The 19,561-nt window shown below is 45.0% G+C and carries 15 protein-coding genes; 8 read left to right on the top strand and 7 right to left on the bottom strand.

The features are described 5' to 3' along the window. Nucleotides 1-82: 82 nt before the first annotated feature. Both ACMUEV_RS13325 and ACMUEV_RS13320 read right to left on the bottom strand, forming a co-directional pair. Nucleotides 83-1,015: a hypothetical protein gene (locus tag ACMUEV_RS13325; protein WP_190647548.1), complete on the bottom strand. Its 933-nt coding sequence runs from the start codon at nt 1,013-1,015 to the stop codon at nt 83-85. 8 nt (nt 1,016-1,023) lie between these two features. After that, nucleotides 1,024-2,247 (bottom strand): caspase family protein, encoded by a 1,224-nt coding sequence (locus tag ACMUEV_RS13320; RefSeq protein WP_190647546.1) that lies wholly within the window; start codon nt 2,245-2,247, stop codon nt 1,024-1,026. Between the two features lie 160 nt (nt 2,248-2,407). Between ACMUEV_RS13320 and ACMUEV_RS13315 the strand changes: the two genes are divergently transcribed. Together ACMUEV_RS13315 and ACMUEV_RS13310 are read left to right on the top strand one after the other, a co-directional pair. Next, a complete protein-coding gene (locus ACMUEV_RS13315; RefSeq protein ID WP_190647544.1) occupies nt 2,408-4,435 on the top strand; it encodes an NACHT domain-containing protein in 2,028 nt (675 codons plus the stop codon). Between the two features lie 158 nt (nt 4,436-4,593). Next, complete coding sequence (locus tag ACMUEV_RS13310) at nt 4,594-5,625, top strand: IS5 family transposase (RefSeq protein WP_415354662.1); 1,032 nt, start codon at nt 4,594-4,596, stop codon at nt 5,623-5,625. A 146-nt stretch (nt 5,626-5,771) separates the two neighbouring features. Here ACMUEV_RS13310 and ACMUEV_RS13305 read toward each other — a convergent pair whose 3' ends face one another. After that, entirely contained in the window at nt 5,772-6,452 is a 681-nt protein-coding gene (locus ACMUEV_RS13305; RefSeq protein ID WP_190650012.1) for a hypothetical protein, read from the bottom strand. A gap of 158 nt (nt 6,453-6,610) precedes the next feature. On the opposite strand from ACMUEV_RS13305, the gene ACMUEV_RS13300 reads away from it, so the two are divergent. The 4 genes from ACMUEV_RS13300 (at nt 6,611) to ACMUEV_RS13285 (ending at nt 11,733) form a co-directional block, all read left to right on the top strand. Continuing rightward, the gene (locus ACMUEV_RS13300) at nt 6,611-7,153 is read left to right on the top strand and encodes an effector-associated domain EAD1-containing protein (RefSeq protein WP_190650011.1); all 543 of its coding nucleotides are present in this window, start codon (nt 6,611-6,613) and stop codon (nt 7,151-7,153) included. Nucleotides 7,154-7,265: 112 nt separating this feature from the next. Further along, on the top strand, nt 7,266-8,423 hold the full coding sequence (locus ACMUEV_RS13295; protein ID WP_415354608.1) for a transposase: 1,158 nt from the start codon (nt 7,266-7,268) through the stop codon (nt 8,421-8,423). A gap of 48 nt (nt 8,424-8,471) precedes the next feature. After that, on the top strand, nt 8,472-9,074 hold the full coding sequence (locus tag ACMUEV_RS13290; protein WP_190653651.1) for a hypothetical protein: 603 nt from the start codon (nt 8,472-8,474) through the stop codon (nt 9,072-9,074). Between the two features lie 7 nt (nt 9,075-9,081). Continuing rightward, nucleotides 9,082-11,733, top strand: a complete 2,652-nt coding sequence (locus tag ACMUEV_RS13285) for a type I restriction enzyme HsdR N-terminal domain-containing protein (RefSeq protein WP_190653652.1) — start codon at nt 9,082-9,084, stop codon at nt 11,731-11,733. A gap of 49 nt (nt 11,734-11,782) precedes the next feature. Here ACMUEV_RS13285 and ACMUEV_RS13280 read toward each other — a convergent pair whose 3' ends face one another. Then, nucleotides 11,783-13,855 carry a DNA phosphorothioation-associated putative methyltransferase gene (locus ACMUEV_RS13280; RefSeq protein WP_242044898.1) on the bottom strand — a complete coding sequence of 691 codons (2,073 nt, stop codon included), beginning with the start codon at nt 13,853-13,855 and terminating at the stop codon, nt 11,783-11,785. A gap of 198 nt (nt 13,856-14,053) precedes the next feature. Here ACMUEV_RS13280 and ACMUEV_RS13275 point away from each other — a divergent pair, with 198 nt between their 5' ends. Next, nucleotides 14,054-15,541 carry a phosphoadenosine phosphosulfate reductase family protein gene (locus tag ACMUEV_RS13275; RefSeq protein ID WP_190653653.1) on the top strand — a complete coding sequence of 496 codons (1,488 nt, stop codon included), beginning with the start codon at nt 14,054-14,056 and terminating at the stop codon, nt 15,539-15,541. A gap of 5 nt (nt 15,542-15,546) precedes the next feature. Here ACMUEV_RS13275 and dndE read toward each other — a convergent pair whose 3' ends face one another. Both dndE and dndD read right to left on the bottom strand, forming a co-directional pair. After that, nucleotides 15,547-15,948 (bottom strand): DNA sulfur modification protein DndE, encoded by a 402-nt coding sequence (dndE, locus tag ACMUEV_RS13270; protein ID WP_190653654.1) that lies wholly within the window; start codon nt 15,946-15,948, stop codon nt 15,547-15,549. 18 nt (nt 15,949-15,966) lie between these two features. Further along, on the bottom strand, nt 15,967-17,880 hold the full coding sequence (dndD, locus tag ACMUEV_RS13265) for a DNA sulfur modification protein DndD (RefSeq protein ID WP_415354787.1): 1,914 nt from the start codon (nt 17,878-17,880) through the stop codon (nt 15,967-15,969). Between the two features lie 458 nt (nt 17,881-18,338). On the opposite strand from dndD, the gene ACMUEV_RS13260 reads away from it, so the two are divergent. Beyond that, nucleotides 18,339-18,590, top strand: a complete 252-nt coding sequence (locus tag ACMUEV_RS13260) for a helix-turn-helix transcriptional regulator (protein WP_348251647.1) — start codon at nt 18,339-18,341, stop codon at nt 18,588-18,590. On the opposite strand, the gene ACMUEV_RS13255 is transcribed toward ACMUEV_RS13260, so the two are convergent. Further along, the gene (locus ACMUEV_RS13255) at nt 18,587-19,540 is read right to left on the bottom strand and encodes an HNH endonuclease (protein WP_190653656.1); all 954 of its coding nucleotides are present in this window, start codon (nt 19,538-19,540) and stop codon (nt 18,587-18,589) included. The two genes, ACMUEV_RS13260 and ACMUEV_RS13255, sit on opposite strands and share 4 nt — an antisense overlap. Nucleotides 19,541-19,561: the final 21 nt, after the last annotated feature.

Raw genomic sequence — 19,561 nt, 5'->3', positions numbered from 1 at the left:
GCGTTATACCAATACCGTTTCTCAAACTCTTAGACAATTGATGTGGCATTTGTGAATCTAAATTTGTCCTCCCGCGTTCAAATCACCCATCCTTCGCCTTATCCAAGTTTTCAAAACTAGGCTCTGGCTCTGTAAATCCCCGCCAAAGATAATCGGTCAACGCCCGTCCCATTCGTTGCTCCTCGGTGGGATTCTTGGGTAACGGGAATCGTAAGGATTTGTAGAGCATTGTGCGATGCAAATCAAAGGCAGACTCTACTAAATCTCCGTAAATTACAGCCGCATCAAGCATCCAACGATGGGCAAGCAATGCCGAAAAAACAGCGATCGCAATTGCCCACCATGCCCAAACACTCCAAACCAAAAACAGCACACTCCAGATCCAGATCCGTACCATCGTGTTGAGTCTGGCTCGTGCCTCAGATAGTTCAGTTTTGACCTCGCTGGGCAGGATCAACCAGAGGCGTGGAAAACAAACCACTGATTCTAATCCATACTTTTCCAAGGGACGACGCTCAGCCGCTCGCAAAATGTTGCCTAATCGCGTCGGCATCAAGCGATCTCTCTCGGTTGGAGTCTGCTTCAGTTGCCAATCGAGTTGAACATACTCATCCGCTTCTTCTGGTGTAAGCTTCTCAATTCCCTGACTTGCCAAGATCTGAAATCGCTTTTCTGCTCGATCAATTTTCGCCTTCTGCCGCTTGATTAATTGTCGTCTCAACGGACGCAGCCATCGGAACCAATAGCCTTCGAGCAATCGCAAGATCGAGAATTCAAGTTGCTGAATGACGATCGCGGAAGTCGCAACGATGAGCAGTCCGGCAATGAGAGTGGTCAGGGGCTGTACGAGTGTTTTCTGGTTCAGCCATTGTTCAAAGGTATCCCAGTTTGATTGCGAGTGCAACACCCAAGACAATAATCCCCCAAACCAAAAGACAAAGGCAGGCGTAAAGACCTTTGCAACCCACTCTTTAGCAAGTGTATCGCCCAGACTCTCCAAAAACTTTGGTAGCATAGCATCCTTTATGAACGGCGGACGGGGACAAGATTGATATGGTGAATCGAGCATTGCGGAATTGCTTGTCCCACAGAACGACGCACCCAAGAAATTTCGCAGTCTACTTCTGGACACACATATTTTGTGGCTGCGATCGGTTGCGCTTCACCGGGTAACGGTTCAAATCCTTTGTCGGAGCGAGTGGTACTTATGTCATCATCCTGTTCATCCACTGAGTCTCCTAAGCGAAGTCCTCGAATCTGTCCAGCATTGAGATTATACTTGCCGCGCTGAACCACATTTCGGTTGCCCACTACATTGCCGTCCCCAGTGACGATCGTTGACCCTGAGGCATCTCGAGCGGCAACGGAACGATCGCCGATCGCTTGAATATTGACTGATGCGATTGATTGATCTTTCACCGCCTCCCATCCGCCTGCGGGAAGTCCTTTTCCGCCTTGAATTAGTGCAATCTCGAAATTTGTCGTTTCACTACTGACCCACGGTTGCTGATCCGCTTGATATTCTTGTTGGGCGCTGATGGGTACAGTGTGATCGAGATATTTCACCACGTCCGCTACAGTTACAGCGGTCTCGCCGGGATTATTGGCTTTGCCACGTAATGCCTCAATTAGATGGTATGTGTAGATGCTCATCGCGCCATCTTTGCGAATCCAAGACTTCTGTTCGCCTTTCGAGGAAAGCAGAATGACGCGCCCTTCTCCTTGAGCAAACCGATCAAAGAAGCTCTTCGCAGGAGCCGTTGGCGTGACATTAGGCGGCAGCATCGGTGCATCTTTGGCACTTGCCATTCCTTGAGCATGACAGCAATCAAGAATGACTAGCAGCCGTTTTGCGGGAATTTGATGTAGGGCAGCGTTGAATTTGTCTGCTGCGATCGCGCTATCTTTCCAGGCATACGGATTGAGGTCATGAGGCAGCAAGTAGTAGCTCTGATCAGTCGTGTCGAGCCAGCCATGCCCAGAGTAGTACACAATCACAGTTGCTTCTGGATCAGCCTCGGCTTGGCTTTTGAGCCACGCTAGTCCATCGAGGATAGATTGCTTTGTCGCACTATCGTCGTGGAGCGATCGTAGATGAGACTCAGAATAGCCGCACAACTCAGGATTGACCAAAACTTGGCGTAGGGCTTGGATATCTTTGACGGTGACAGGAAGCGATAGGCGGGAATCAGCGCATTGTCCAACCCCAACAAGAAGAGCATAACCGTGGGCAAAAGTTTGGGACATGACAAGATTTTCTCCGGGTTGGGTATCCACTTTTTAAGATAACCTCGTTAGTCTGTGGATTTACGGGAAAACAGCACTTTATCAACTCTATTTTTGCCACCGAAAAAGAAGCGGTATAGTTAGAAACGACGAAACGATGAGCCTATGTTGAATTTCCAGTATGGTTGATCCCACACTACAGGCTGTTCTTAATCGAATCGAAGCAGGAGAAGACCTAAGCAAACGAGATTGGCAGGTTTTGAGGACGGCTGTGCGGTCGCGCCAAGTGACGATCCAGGGGAGCGTAGATCGCACTGTGATTGTGACCGGTGATAGAAATGTGGTAGGCGATCGTAATATCGTGATTTCTGAAGCCGACGCGAAAACAATACAGTTTTTATTGAGCAAACGCGATCGTAATTTAACGATTCTGCTACAAGAAGTGAAGGAAGAAGTTCAATCTCGGTTGAATCAATCCCTGCACAGTGAAGTATTAATTAATTTAGGCAGGGAGTCGCAATCTTATCAAGTTCGTCGTCCTTGGGATGCTCAGATTATAATTGGGACAAAGCCAAATGAATCGTTACCACCGAACAGCAGTATCCTTGGAATTTTTGAGCAACCTGGAATCGTTGGGAAACTCCTAATTCTTGGAAAACCAGGATCTGGAAAAACTACTACTCTGCTGGATTTATCTCAAGCATTAGTCGAAAAAGCAGAAAGCGATCCGAACTATCCAATACCAGTTCTATTCGATTTATCTGATTGGAAAAGTACTCAGCAAGAGATGAAGGATTGGCTGATTGAAAAACTGAAATCGAAATACAAAAAACCAACAGATATAGGAGCAGAATGGATTAAAGAGAAGCGCCTTTTGCTGCTTTTAGATGGACTCGATGAGGTAAGACCAGAGTATCAACTAGCTTGCGTGAAAGCGATTAATCAATTATTAGAAAGTGACTACTATCCACTATATATTGCGGTGTGTAGTCGGCTTGAGGAATATGAAGCATATGAAGAGAAGTTAAATTTGAACGGTGCAGTTCTGCTTCACGAGCTAGATAATAGCCAGATCGAGAACTACTTAATTAAAGTGAAGCGTTCAGAGCTTTGGCAAGCCCTGCAATCAGATGCTGATTTGTTAGAGCTAAACCGAAGTCCTTTGCTATTAAATATCACAGTTCTTTCCTATGACGAGTTGAAATTGACAGAATGGCAGCAAGCAAATTCAACATCTACAAGAATTAAACTCTTGTTAGATGGGTATGTGAGACGAATGCTAGCGCGTGAAATTAAAAATAGCTCATATAGCGATCAGATTCCGCATAGTGAAAGAACGCAATTTTGGCTAATCTGGCTGGCTCAACAGCTCACCAAAGATTTTCAAACAGACTTTTTGATTGAAGCGTTACAGCCTTCTCACCTATCAAACGAGAATTTACAAAGGAGTTATTGTCTAAAAATTAAATGGGGAATAGATCTATGTATGGGTCTTCTCTTTGGAATATTCTTTGCACTTACAGAGAACGTGACATCAGGAGTAATTGCTGGAATTCTTTTTGGTCTTACTTCTGGTAAAAAAGCTGATTTTTTTCGAGAGATTCAAATAATTGAAAATCTAAAATGGTCTTGGTCAAGAGCAAAAATAGGGTTGCTTCTTACATCAATTGCTCTTGTGATCGTTGCACCAATTCTACTGTTAGTTTTTATGCTTATAAGACCTGAAACAAATCTATTGCTTGTACTAATTGCTACAGGATTAGTCACTTCAACAATAGGATTAATGGCTGGTTTATCTGGTGTTGACTTACAGGATAAACGTATTCCTAACCAGGGAATCCGGAATTCATTAAATAGTTCTTTAATCGTTGGTGTAGTAGGCGGAACCTTACTTGGAACACTCTTTTTGATAGGTTTCCAGATAACTAGCCACTTAAACAATCGACTCTTTACTGGGGCGACTGTCCTAATATTCTTAGGACTGATTTTGAGTTTAAACTATGGAGGCTATGCTGTAATTCAACATTTTGTTCTTCGATGCTTGCTCTACTCTAGCGGTGTCGTTCCTTGGAACTATGCTCGTTTTCTCAACTACGCTACTGAACGCCGACTACTCCAGTGCATTGGTGGACGCTATCGATTTATTCACAGGCTGTTACAGGAACATTTTGCTGCTATGCCACTGGAAGGAAAACTAAGTGAAAGATGACAAGTAGCTTGATGAACACTGATTTTTCCTCCAAGTTGCATACGGAGATTATGCTAAACCTTAATCTTTAGGGCACCTCGAAAAATTAGATTAAGAGCCGGGAAGATAGCGATAAAGAGTGTCAGGGTAGAAGCAGCGTCACTTGGAGAATGTCACCAATGGGACAAGGATTCGGCAAAGAGAGAATCGAACAACGTCAGACCAAACTAGAACAGAAGAAAGACCTGTTAGTGCGCTTAGGTGAAGTAATTGAGTGGGAAGCGTTTCGAGCGAGTCTAGAACGGGTGCATGAAAAGCCGCGTAAGAGCAGAGCGGGACGCAAAACGCATGATGTGATTTTGATGTTCAAGCTGCTGATATTGCAGCAGTTATACAACATTAGTGATGAAGAACTAGAGTATCAAGTGAATGACCGACTCTCATTCATGCGATTTTTGGGATTGAGCATCGGGGATGTCGTCCCGGATGCGACGAGTGTTTGGTTATTCCGCAAACAGTTGCGCGAGTTGGGACTGATTGAAGCCTTGTTTGAGCAGTTTGATGGATATCTGCGAACCCAGGGGTATCAAGCCAAAGGGGGGCAGATCGTGGATGCGACGTTGATTCCGGTTCCGAAACAGCACAACCGCAAGGAGGATACCGAACAGCTAGAGCAAGGGGAGATTCCGACTGGTTGGAGCGAGCATCCGAAACGGTTTGAGCAGCGAGACTTGGATGCACGGTGGACAAAGAAGCACGGCAAAAGCTACTTCGGCTACAAGAGTCACATCAGCATTGATGTCGAGCATGGTTTTATTCGGCGTTATGCGGTCACGGATGCGTCAGTGCATGATTCTCAGATGCTGGAGCAACTGTTGGATGATGACAACGAAACGGATGCGGTGTGGGGAGATAGTGCGTATCGGTCTGAGGTAATTGAAGCCGTCCTTGACCTGTTGCAGTTTGAGAGCCACATTCATGAACGTGCTTACCGCAATCATCCGCTGACCGAACAACAGCAAGCAGACAATCGTGAGCGCTCCAGGGTTCGTGCCAAGGTCGAACACGTCTTTGGCAACTGGATCATGACAATGGGAGGTAAGATTGTGCGCTCGATTGGGCTGGATGCGGCAACAGCTCACTTGGGACCGAAGCATCTGACTTACAATTTCAAGCGATTAGTGTGTCATCAGGCTCAAATCGTAGCCTAAAACAGGCAGGAATGCAGCGATGATACTCATGTAAAAGTTACGCTTGGGTGTGTTGCGTCTATACTACGACATCGGTAGTCCAGAAATGAATTTTTCGAGGTTCCCTTTAGCTTGTCATAGAAGACGAATAACTTCCGCGATCGCAATCAGTAAGGCGGATCTGCCGGACCATCATAGCCACACATTCCCATTCGAGGAGAATTGACCAACTCGGTCGGCTCACCATAGTTATGGTGAGGATGGCTCTTCGCGTGTTTGTCGCATAGTGTTCCTGATAATTGATCCTCAATCAAACATTCCATACACAAATGAGTTGAAATCTCTTCACAATCCATGCACGGGTATTCTGGCATCTTGTTTCGTGCCATGAGTACGATCGCTTTTGTCGTCGTAGGCTTTCCTTCTCGCACCCCTACACATCTGACCTGTGTCTCTGAGGACGTGCCGAAATCGTAAATGTGCGTGAGTTCATCGCTCTTCTGAAAAGCATCGCTAATCTTTCGCCGCATCCCCACTTCCCGCTCGAAGCCACGCCCTAACGAAAATTGGCTCATGTGTCCGCAACATTCTAGCCAGATCGCCCGCAGGTAGTTATCGAGATCTTGCAGCGTTTTAGAGCCGCGCATCTCCAGATCGAGCCAGAATTCGCTACGGTAAGTATCCTGCACCCGCAAATGGTAAAGCGATTCGGAATTTCCTTTCTTCCCTTCAGTCGTGGCGATTGCGTCTTGACGTTGTGGACAAGTCGTAAGGTGTTTGGTGATGCCACTCTTAGACCACTCTTTGCCACAGTAAGCGCAGGTTCCTTTGGATTGTTTGTGAGCCACGATCGCTCTCCCTGAGTTCTCTAGTAGCCGATTTCTGCCATTATCTTCAATAACACGAATTGTCCCTCATCTTTCCAATATCTGTATGATTCGGAAAATTTGCAATCTCAGTGTATTTTCTTATGAGGAAGTAAACAATTTACGAGCAATTTGGCTAGATGACGATGCAGCTTTCGGGTTCTGAATTTAGGCGCTTAAGGAAGGCGATCCTAGAAACTTTTCCTCGTCAAGAGTTGAGAGAACTGGTTGTATTTGAACTCGGAGAAGACCTAGACGCGATCGCAGGTGGAACTGACCATTCTGAGGTTGTATTTAATTTGCTGACGTGGGCAAAAAGTCAGGGGCGATTGTCAGAATTAGTTGCGGTTGCCTATCAGGAGAGAACCCATCATGCTGAATTGTCCTGGTTTAATCAAAAGCTCAACCCAGTTACAACTCCGCCTAGTTCTGCTGCATCTAATGTTGCGTTTCAACAGTTTCCAGAAGTGTTCAGGTTCGACTTGAATCCACTGATCGAGAAGTGCTTGGAGGAACTGCTTGAAAAGAAAGGTCTAATTGGGATTGTTGTTCCTTGCAGCGAGAAAGCGTTTTTGAAGCATTTTTGCGATCGCTTGAAGCACGACTTGCGGCGCAGAAACGTTCAAATTCGTCAACCTTTGTCTCTTAACCCGCAGGTGATTTCGGTTAGCCACGCTGCTTAGTGATGTAGAAAAGTCCTGAAACGTCTGATTTATCGAGAGTCTCATGTGAGACAAGAATGGCTTGGGCGGGGCAAATTGTGAGAGGCTTAAGTTCCTACACAAAAACAATCTCATGCAACTGCCCCATCTGTATCGTGAACTAATCGACCAATTCCGTCAATGGATTCAACCGCGTGACCAACGGCACTTAGAGGGCGTATCCGAAGCGGTTGCTGCAATTCTACAATCCGAGAGCGCCTGCTTGAATCATTGGTTGCCCTATTTGAGCCATCGCGGTTGTACCGCCCGCAGTCACCATGCTCGCTTGAATTACTTACTGACCAATCCGCAGGTCAATGCTGAAACCTTCTATGTTCCATTATTGCAGCAATTGCTCTGTGCCTTTGCCGGGACAGACTTGCTGCTGACGCTCGATACCAGTGTGTTGTGGGATCAGTTCTGTTGGATTGGGGTCTGCTTTGTTTGGGGTGGACGCTCGTTCACCTTAGCTCAGATGGTTTTGGAACATGGCAGTGCAACAGTTGCTTTTGAAGCTTATCTTCCTGTCTTAGAGCAAGTTTTCAGCCTGTTGCCCTCTGATTGTCGGGTGACGCTGCTGGCAGACCGTGGCTTTGAGCATGGCGAACTGATGCGGTGGTGCAATCGACACGCATGGGACTGGTTGATTCGGGCTAAAAGCAATCTCACGATTACCCTCGCTCCCGGTGTATCGCAGTCTGTTGCTCAATTGCTGTCTCCAGTCGAGCAGGCTTACTTGTTCCCGAACGTGACAATTCTCGAAGACATCCCCTGCCATCTCGCCACTGCTACACTGCCAGGGGGACAAGAGCCTTGGGCTGTCCTCAGTAGCCAACCCCCTTCATTACAGACGTTTGAGCGCTATGGTCATCGCTTTGGCGGAATTGAACCGCACATTAAAGACTACAAATCTGCTGCCTTTGACATCATTGGCTCTCATTTACGCGATGCCACAGGGCTTACCCGTCTGTTCATGCTGCTCGATATGGCAACGCTGATTGCTTTGGTTTTAGGCTTTTTGCTCGTGCGTTGCGGTCAACGCAAACGGCTCGATTCCCATCCAGAGCGAGGCTTGAGTTTTCTGCAACTTGGTTTGCGCTATCTCAAACAACTTCGTCATTTGGGTCAACCCTTGCCCCGATTTCAGCCTCTGCCACGTCGGAGTCCACCGACGGCATGTGCTTCTCAAAGTAAGCGCGATCGTTTAAATCAAAGGATTCTATTCTCCAAAGTCACCACGTTCTCATCGTGAGACAGCAAAAAGTTTTCTACATCACTAAGTTAACAGGGTTTAAAGTGAATGCAAAACCAGATGCTAGGTCGATATTTGGATCTTGATGACTTTTGTACTTGTACACAGACTTACGGAAAGTACCGCGATTACATCTATCCTTATCCCCAGAATGTGGAAGAAACCATTCCAGCACTACGAGCGCTCTGTCATCAGTTGCTTGACCCCATTATTGACCATTTTGGCAAAGAGCGATTTCAGCTTACCTATGGCTTCTGCTCGAAAGACTTAAAACGCTTCTTGAGTCAGAAAGATCCGGAGACGGGAATTAAAAACGGGCGGGTTGATCCGAGCCGAGATCAACATATGGCGCATGAGGTGAATCGGAATGGAAAGTACTATTGCGATCGCTTAGGAGCTGCCTGCGATTTTAGGATTGTGGATTTAGAGAGCGATCGCTTGGTGGAATGGATTCTAGAACAGCGATTGCCGTTTGATTCGCTGTATTTTTATAGTAGCGATCGACCGATTCATATTAGTTACGGAATGCAACACAAGCAAGAAATTTGGACATTCACGCCAGAGGGGATGCCAACAAAGAAGGGAATGGCAAACCTCATCAAATTAGTAGATCAGTATAATCGAGGTAGTCAATCCTACTTGATGTTCTGAAGCGAAGATGCAGACCCCAGAGCAGCGATTATTATCTGAAGAGGATATTAGAACCAGAGTTGTAGCCGTTTGGTTGGCAGATCATGGTTTTGCTGCGGAAAGCATTTCAGTTGAATTCTCTTTCGAGATTCGTTTAGGAAGAGGAATTCTGCGAGTTGGCTCTAATGAACCCGTCCGATCACCTGTGTTTCGCCCAAGAGCAGATATTGTAGTGCGAAGCTGTGATGGTAGAAATCTACTCATTGTTGAAGTGAAAGCACCAGGCGAACCATTAGATGAAAGCGCAAAGGAACAAGGAATATCCTATGCGCGTTTATTACGGGTGGGAGGGATTGCACCTTTTGTCGTCTTGACCAATGGTAATGAAACTCGAATCTATGACAGTATCTCAGGTGAATTAATCGACGATATTCAAGTTCCTACAAACCATCCCTATGCCCAAAATGGTTTTCGTGTTACTGCTGACGATCTAGCTCTACGTTCCGAAGCACTAGAAACCTTTATCTCGCTATCACCGGACAATTTGATTGAATTTTGTCGTATTCAAGTTTCAGAACGAATGCGTCCTTTACGCAGTGACGACCTTCATAGTGGGAAGAAATATATTCCTCAACTCTACATTGAGCGTACTGAAGCGCGAAAAGAGTTGCACAAGCACCTGGGTGACGAGAATCGAAGAGTTGTAATTTTAGCTGGCGAACCACAGGTTGGAAAAACAAACTTTGCCTGTCGCACAGTAGAACAGAAGCTTGAGGAGGGAATACCTTGTTTATTTTATCCAGCTATTGGGATACAAAAAGGTTTATTGGAGGAAATTCAAGAGGATTTTGAATGGATTATTCATGAAAATGGTAGCTTGCATCAAATCGTTAGCAAGCTAAATCGAGTCCTAAAGAGAGTTGGACAAAAACTTATTATTTTTATTGATGGGTGGAATGAAGCCAGCCAAGAATTAGCACGTGCTATCGATAAAGGTAGTGAAAGACTTGCATGTGATGAAATTCAAATTGTTATCAGTTTTACTAATGTCGCTGCAAGTCGATTATTGCTTGATGATTTGGGAAATCCCTCTTATGTTGCAGACGCAACTGCTATCAATAAAACAGCCATTCCGCTTTTTGAAGTTGCTCCTGAAAAGCTTGGAAAAACTTGTAGCGTAGTTGAAATTCAGAAGTATGACAATGAGGAAATAGACAGAGCTTATGAAATATATGCTAATGCCTATAATGTAGAAATCCCATCAACTCATGTAAAAGTTTCTGATCCACTTGTTCTGCGAATTGGCATAGAGATCTGCAATGGCAAGGAACTTCCACTGGTTCTTGATGAACCAGAACTATTAGGGCAAATAATTCAACTGAAGGCTCAACGAGTAGTAAACCTTCATCAGGATACTGTGACAACGCTTTTGATAGAACTGGCTGATGAAATGTTTTTAGCAGATGCTCCAATAAGCCAATCTAGAGTAAGAAAGAAATGGGAAATATCAGCTACACAAGATTTACCCATAGGCTTATTTGAATCAGCACTTTTAGCAAAGGTTTTTAGTAATCAAAAGCTACCATCTATAGATTTTTACTATGGACGTGAAAGAGATTTCCTAATTGCCTATCTGGTACGAAATTGGTTGCAGAGGCTACTAGAAAAGCCAGAGAGTATTTGTTCTGAGCTATATCACGCTATTGCTACAAGAGTTGGTCTTGAATCGCTCCACTGGTTTCTTAGGCAACCAAGTCACTTGAATCACCTCCGAGCAGTCTCTTCTACATTTCATAGCTTAGATGAAGCTTCCGCTAAAACACTAATACTATCGGCTATTAGGCGCAACCCCCTTTGCTTCTCTTCCAAAGAAGATTGGATAAATAAGATTATTGAGCAAGCAATAGCTGATGAAAATATGCTTGTTAGAGTAGAGGCTGCTAAATTGATTGCGGAGCAATCCGAAGATGAGGAATGGCTAGCTTCAATACTTGTAGACGAAAAAGATTTAGAAAAGTTCATTACCAAATTATTAGAGACTGACGAAGAATATCCACTAGAAATTGGAGGTGTTGGACAAGTAATTCTTGATGCATTTAAACGGTTTGGCACCGAATTATGTTTTGATGATCCCTACGAATCTGATACTACTCCTGCCTTAATAAATCTACTGAATAGTTACTCTTCTAGTCTCAGAAGAAGTGCTGCTAAAGTTTTAGGTTATACTGCCCCTCGAGCCTTATTAGATGAAGTATCCAAGCAATTAGTATCAGGGAAAATTGACTTAAATAAAGAGTTTATTGAAGGAATAAAGCTAGCAATTTCAACGCTTTTTGAGGATTATTTTGGGAGTTTTGGCTGCCCTGGATCTTTAGAAGCTTTATCAGATACTCCAGATGAGCTACGTCAAGAGTACATAAATCTCTACGGAGTCTCCAAACATATAGCCACTTTTTATCACTCCGAAAAGTGCATAAATGACCTTCTACGTTTGCTTCAAAAAATTTGGGAACTTGTTCATGAGGCATATGAATGTCGGGATAAAGACCAAATTCTAGCTTTGCAATTGCCACCACCATCAAGCTGCTTTACGCTTGATCCTGAATATGTTCTCCATGTCTATGGATATCGTCAACTTTCATTGCCTATAGACGGATTGGATATAAAAACTGGTACTTAGTCTCACAGTCTCGCTTCTAAGAAATCCTGCCTGTATCTTTTTGTGTGGATTACTTTTTACGCATTAAGGATCGCCCCAACTTCACTCGATATGGGTCAGCGTCCTTACGCCAAACGACTCGATGCCCCTTCAACTCTGCACAGTGCTCCTCCAGACACTTTTGCCAACCTCGTTGATCGCGAATCTTACCCAAATCATCCAGTAACCCCCAATCCGCCTCCTGCCGACTCAGTTTGGCAAACTTTTCATAGAGTGGGTAGTCCGACATAACGAGCAAATCTTTCTGATGCAGCACAGGTGGATTATCGTTTGGGTCATAGTCTCGATAGCTGACGTGCAAATCCCGCAAGTCAACCTGCATACTGGTCTGAAGCACCGGATGAGGATCAGCATCGAAGTTTGGGTAGACCAGATAAGAGATTTTCGGCTTATGGCAGTGGAACTTGATGACATTTGCCTCTTCAGGGCGACCGATCGTACGAGAGGCACAGCCTTCATAGAGCCGTAGTAGTGGATCAAGCGATTCTAGAGCAGAAATATGAACCCAAAGTGAATTAGATAGCTTTTTGCCGATCGCGCTTGCTTGGCATCTTGCTTTTACTACCTCTAAATCGCCTAAACTCAGGAGCATGAGATCTGCGGCAGTGCAAGCTTGCTGGTAGTTGCCAAACAGCCCCTTGATATCGTGCTGGACGCTAGGAGCAAGCTGTCGCAGTTTTGGGCGATAACTAAAATGACTGAGAGCCAAGTAAACGAGCAAATCCTGTCGCCGTTTGTCTGCGATTGCATCCCATTCTTGTACCTCCGTTGCTTGCAGAACAATTTGGAACGCTCGGCGCAAAGTGCCAAACTCTGATTGCAGCGTTGCAAAATCTTGGATCTCTTCCTCGATCGGTAAGCGCCCGCGCTCAGTGACAAATGCCATCAAAGGAGCCAACATTTCCTTATATTGCTCAAACCGCTTGGTAGCAGCTTTGACCCTTGGTGTTGTCGTACGGGAACGAAAGCGAGAGGCTCGAAAGATTTGTGCCTGTGCTTCATCTCGAAACACCAAGTAAATCCCTAACGCGATCGCAATCGCATCTACTCCTAACACCTGATCAACGTAACCTTTGAGTTCTTCTTGGCTGTAATTCTTCTGAAAGGTATTTCGACGAGTAATTACACCATCGCTGTAAGTCATCATGCCCCGCATCCGGTCTTCAATTAAAACTTGAGCCGCGACGATCAAGACTTTTTGGGTTAAACCCCATGCTTTAATCAATGCTTCTCGTCGTTCTACTGGATCTTCGATCACGTTAATGACGTAGCCGAGATTCACGACATCCGCTGAAATACAGTCAGTATTGGGACAGTAATAAGGGTCCCAACCGGAGCTAATGTAACCACGATCGCGAACCTGTTGAATATCTCCACCATGTCCGCAACCATAATCAAAAAAAGTGGCTTCTGGTGTGAACAAGCCTGCTTCTAAAGCCACTCGAACAGGCTTCGAGAGTTCAGACCGAACAAGTGCTGCTTTGTGTCGAGCGATTTTAGGTTGATTGCAAATCGGGATTTTAGAGATTGGACAAGCCAGAGAATGCTCGTGAATTTCAATTCCACAATATAGTAAGCGTCTTTGCCAAGCATCACGAAACCCGATTTCTCGCGACTGGCTCAGCAACCCTAGCGTTTCTTCCTGTCGCGTCAGTTCTGCAAATACCTGGTAGAGCGGGTAGCTTGGTGTAACAAACGTTTCCTTTCGGTGAAGAACAGGAGGATTCTCGGCATTATTGTAGTTCCGAACATTAACTTGAGACGTGGCGAGATCAACCTGGATACTTTGCTGCAATGATGGATGAGGATCAACATCAAACTGGGGATAAAACAGATACGAGATTTTGGGCTGCTCAGTACTGAATTTAATTAGAGTAATTTCCTCGGTTTCTTTCAAATGTAAGCGAACCAGTATCTCATACTCTTGTAACGGCAACTCCAAGCTTGACAGGGCTGAGATATGCACATAGAGCGCTCCAGGCAACCGCTTTCCAATCGCACTGCGATTGCAGCACTCCACAACTTCAGAAAATCGCTGCGTAATAAAATCGGAAGTACACATCACTAATTTATCGCTGTTCATGATGCCAATCTATTCCCTAGAAACAGCATAGGGCATTTCTCAATTTGAGGCAGAAAAGGGAAAAGTACAGTTATACTAACACTGAGGCAAGGAAACACATAGCGTTGAGAATTAAATAACTGTTACTTATACGCTATATGTAGCGCAAAGTTTAAAATTCTGTTATTGTTAGAAGCCACTGAAGGGACAGCAAGGGTGATGAGAACGCTAAGTCTGTTTGAAGAGGATCGTCTAACTTTACCGAAAAGCATTGAGCTATCGGCAGAATCATTGTGTCATTATGGTTCTTTTTACAAACATTGGGCGATCGCGTTTTCTGGCGGAAAGGACTCCTCAGCAACCGTGACGCTTGTTGCTCATCTCATTGAAACGGGAAAAATTCCCAAACCGGAAAGCCTCACGATTCTTTATGCAGATACGAGACAGGAGTTGCCACCGCTTCATACTTCTGCACTCGGTATTCTAAATGCACTGCGCGATCGTCTTGAACCCATATTGGGCAAGGATGGCTTTCAAACTCGGATCGTCTTGCCCGAATTAAATCATCGTTATTTTGTCTATATGCTAGGTCGTGGTGTTCCACCGCCCTCTAATACGTTTCGCTGGTGTACTCCAAAGCTGAAAGTCATGAACATGGAGCGAGAATTAGAGACTTTGCGTCAAGAACGAGGCGAGAAGTTTCTAATGCTCACAGGAGTGCGGATTGGCGAAAGTGCAGCTAGGGATCAACGGATTGCTGTTAGCTGCACCAAGGATGGTGGAGAGTGCGGTCAAGGCTGGTTTCAGCATTCGTCTTCGAGTGCGGTTGCAGATATCCTTGCTCCGATCGTTCACTGGCGAGTTTGTCATGTTTGGGACTGGTTGCTTCGAGCAGATTTGGAACTTGGGTTTCCGACGTTTGAAATTGCTAGAATTTATGGTCAGGATGTCAGCGATGGTGAAGAGCCATTGAATGCTAGAACTGGGTGCATCGGTTGTCCCTTGGTTCAAGAGGATGCTGCACTTGATCGTCTTGTCGCTCAACCAGAATGGGCTTATTTAGCCCCTCTACAAAAGCTTCGATCGTTATATTGGGAGGTTAAGAAGCCTCAACATCGACATCGTAAACATGGTGAGGTCAACAAGAATGGTTCGATGTCTGCTAAACAAAATCGTTTAGGACCGCTAACCATAGAAGCTCGACAGTGGATGTTGGAGCAGGTATTGGCGATCGAGGAAGCAGTAAACCAAGAGGCAACCGCTCAGAGCCGCCCGACAATCAGTTTGATTAATGATGAGGAATTGGCTCGAATCAGAGAACTCATTGCTGATCGAACCTACCCCGAAAAATGGGATGGAACAGAACCACGAGGGGACGAATGGTTGCCAGAGATTCTACCAGACGGAAGTATTCAGCCATTATTATTTGAAAAACTCTCAGTGTCTAACCAAGAAAAACCGATGGAAAAACTAACGATCGCTCAAGCTGCAATTCAAATACTTCAGGCAAAAAAACAACCGATGACGAGTGCAGAGATTACGCAAGCAATTATTGACAAGAAGCTGTATGGCTTCAGCTCAAAAGATCCTAAAGGGATTGTCCGTGGAGCTATTGAACGGCGGTGTGAAGGCTTAGATCGAAAAGATGCGATCGCACCAAAATATTTCAGAAAAAGATCCGATGGAAAATACGAACTATTGAGTTAAACCTCTTAGGCATCTTTTGTCTCTGTGAGGAGCGCCAATCCAATTAAATCTTCAACTCGTTTTAGACTTGGATCACCTGATAAGTAGCCGATGCCTCGGTGTAAATGAAGCCGAAACTGGGTCGCGAGAGCGTCTTTATCTGTAGGCAGCCCATCCTGATGACAACGTTGCTTGAGTGCAATTAGAAGTAAATCAGCGATTTCGCCGCCAAATACCTGCCAAGACATTTCAACATTGCTATCCGCAGGAATCGGAACAGGGGAGGGAGACGTTGGTTCTGCTAAAGAACGACAGAATGCCCAGCGACAGAGGATGTTCCACTGGTCGATTTTGGTGATGCGTTTAAGTTTAATCAGTTGATCCTTGGCGGATTGGGAGAGTTTGATGCGATCGATAGGTGGTTCCATACAGCACAATGAATGAGATTAAGACTTGGGACTTCTGACCTCAAAATCAAAGTATCCTAATTTGATTTGAGTTTGTTGTGTGGTTGAGTTGAATTCAAGCAGATACTCACGCGCGATCGCGCTTTTCTCCCTAAGTTGGTTGACCTCTGCTTTTCCAATTTCCGTATCTGTTGAGAGCAGAATCATTTGATGGCTGGCATTGGGAAAGTATTCTTCCAGGAGATTTTGGCGGTGTGAGGAATCAAGACGACTCAAGGGAGTATCGATGGCGATGGGAAGTTGACGCTTACTGATGCTGGCAAGTCCCCAAAGAAACGCGATCGCTAAAAGCTGTTTTTCTCCAGCAGACAAGCGATGTTTAGAAACAGGTTGACCTTGAGTATCGTAAAGCGTGAGGCTAAAGTCCGTGGCGCGAATGACAACACGATGTAATAGCGTTTCTTTATGCAAGAGCAAGCGAAAGAATTGCGTAACACTGGACTCTAACTCGTCGAGTTTTCGCAACGTCAGCTTTTCGCGAAAAGCCGTGAGGGTCTTTTGAACTTTGGGCGCTACCTTCAAAAAGTGATCGGTATTGTGTTGCTCGATGTGCTGTTCGCTGTAACGTTGCAGTTCGGCTTTAGTCGCTTCGATGCTCTGGCTAAGTTCTGTGCAGCGACGGCGGCTGAGTTCTTGACTAAATAGACCGTCTTCTCGGTGGAGTTGAGCGGTTTCAAGTTGCGATCGCAAGTGTTCGTAATCTTCGGGCGATGGGGTTGCTTCGAGTTGAGCCGAGATCGCGCTAATTTCGAGATCCAAGGTTTTGAGGGTTGCGAGTTGGGTCTGAGTGAGTTTGACTTGATTGGGCAATTCTTGTAGAACCTGAGCAAGTTGCTGAAGCGTTTTTGCATCAATATGAAGCCAAGACTCACCTGTAATAGCAGCCGCTAATGCCTGATTCTCTTGTTCTAAGAATGCTTGAATCGGCTTTATTTGCGTGGATTTGAGCTTGAGTTGCTCAATTAAAGACAGCAAGCGTCGATCGTGATCCGCAATGAGATCTTGAGCGGCTTGTGCCTGCTGGCGATGCAGTTCTGTTTGTCCTTGTTGGTAAGTTCCTTTAAGAAGCGGCTGAATGAGTGCCAGAGGTAGTAAATCTGCTGCGAGATGACGGAGATTTTGCCGATGATGGTCAGCCTCGTTCCGAAGTCGTTGAAGCTGTTGCTGAAGTTGGGGTGCAGCTTCAGCAAGATTTCCGCCCTCGGCATCAAATTTAGCTTGGGCAGCTTGAAAGTTAACTTCTGCGGTTTGAAGTTTTTCTGTCAGGGTTTCTAAACGCTCCTGTTCTGTTTCTAAGTCAGCCCGTTGCTGATTGAGACGCTGTTCGATCGAATCAAGAACCTGACGATCGCGGTTTTCTGCAAGTTCTCGGCGTTTACGATTCACCAAGATCTCTAAATCAGCAGCGAGTCGATCGCTGAGTTCTAGTCCGAGAACGGCGCGAATCGCTTCGATAACACTGGCGGGAGGTGTATCTTGTTCTGCTAGTTCCTTAATTTGTTCACCATCGAAGAGGAATAAATTAGACAAGCCCAAAGGCAACCAGTCCTCAACCCGCTCATCCCAAGTTTTGGTCAAGATTTCATCTTGCCAACCGTCAAGGAAGACCTGGAGTTGATCTTTACCACCTTTGGGATTACGACTCCAACTGCGCTGTACACGAATTTCAGCGAGTTTATCGATCGTGCCAAATCGAAGAACATGCTGAAAGGTGAGTTCCACAGAGGCAGTTGCGTTGTCTTCGGCTCTAGTAGAAACGCTTTGACTCAAAAAGTCGCCGTAAGATTGGGATTTTTTGCGTCGATCGATTTGAGCGCGTTGCCCATATGAAGCGAGGCGGATCGCATCCATCAAGGTTGTTTTGCCACCACCGTTTAACCCACCAATCAGGATGATGGGGCGATCGCCTCCGTCTGAATTTTCGGGCGTTCACCCCTTCACTATTGCTTTGGAACAGGAATCTTTTAATTGAGCCGAATTATTCTACTTGCAACGCTGATAAATTCCGACGAGTGCTTGATTGGAATAGGTCTGCTCCATTCGCTGCCTGAAATAATATTGTGCCTGTGCAATAAACCAATCATCTGCTCAATTGTTCTGCGAGTTCCAATCAGAGTCATTTTCACGGGCTGATCGTTTGAGGACGATTTTGTAACGTTCTCTTCTGCTTGATGATCCGAACTATCTGCGGTTGCTCTGTCGATGAACATTCTCAATACTCCTGATTTTTGAAAAACCGTCACATATTTTGTCACAGTCCAATTAGTATTTACAGGATAGCACAGTCCAATTGGACTGTATACGATAACGCAAAGCTCTGACACGATTGATCATGCTTGGGGCGATTTTTCGTGTTTAAGGATATGGGAAAAGCGGGTAAGGTTCTAAAAACAGTGATGCAAAGCTACGGCATTAGCCAAGGGAAATTAGCGGCAGCAATGGGAATTGGTGCATCTAACGTTTATCGTTGGGCAAACGAGATTCGAGACCCAGGCTCAGAAACTGTCATGAAGATTCTGGATGCACTGGAAAAATTAGATCCTGATGCAGCTACAGAATTTAGAAAACTATATATGGGTAACGAGCTAGAGGAAGACAACTAAGCAATCTTCCAAAAATTCAAATGCCATTGCAGAGCATCAATTCTGGGGTTGTAAATTTCATTGTTAGGAAGAAGAATTTTTTCTCCATCAAAGTCTCTCATTGATCGCATTCCCTTTGGTGCTGCCTCATAAAAGCGATCGTGCGGAACAACAATCCTATAGTTATCATCAATGCCAAACCACCCGCGATCAAATGCCCAATGATGATTTTTGCAAAGTGCTAAACCATTATCAAAGCGATCGTCTCGAAACTCAGAGAATGGTTTAATGTGTGCGCCATCTACGATATTTTGGCTACTCTGACTCACAATCTTCAATCTGCAAAAAGCACATTGCTGCTCATACAGAGAAACTACGATCCGGCGAAAAGCTGCATTTCTGACAAAAGCTTTATCTTGATCTTTCAAATCGCTGATCGTGTAAGTTGCTCCACCCTTCTCAAATAACCGAAGCTGGACGTTTTGAAACTCATCAACTTGGTACAACTGATTATATTTCTGCGCTTTAGCTGGAAACCACTTTTGAATCAAAGCTTCAGCTAGTTGAACTCTTGCCGCTGCATCTTGTAAATACTCGAATAGCTCATGGTCTACGTAAGCATACTTCACAGCATTCCTAAGAGCAGATAAGCCCTTAATTTTAGTTCTTGTAGCAATCGTTGCCTCAAATCCAGGATTGGGCATGAGATACCAGAACTTGTCACCCGTGAGATGGAAAAAGGGCAAAGCAATATCTGATCGATGCTCAGTTGTAACTAAGTTCGACCAGTATTTTAGAAAAGTTGCAATGAGTTCTGGAGACAGATAGATCTGGTTACGCTCGATCTTATTTTGCTCAAACAGTTCAATCACAGAAAGCAACAGACACGGCTTATGAGGAGCAACACCATGAGCATTATCGACTCTGAGTTTCGTGAATTTATGGGTATAGAAATTCAGATCTTTATTCATCTATACTGCTCTCCGATGTTG

Source organism: Leptolyngbya sp. FACHB-1624 (assembly GCF_047649235.1).
Taxonomy (GTDB): Bacteria; Cyanobacteriota; Cyanobacteriia; order Leptolyngbyales; family Leptolyngbyaceae; genus Leptolyngbya; species Leptolyngbya boryana.
This window is presented reverse-complemented; position numbering and strand designations above follow the sequence as displayed.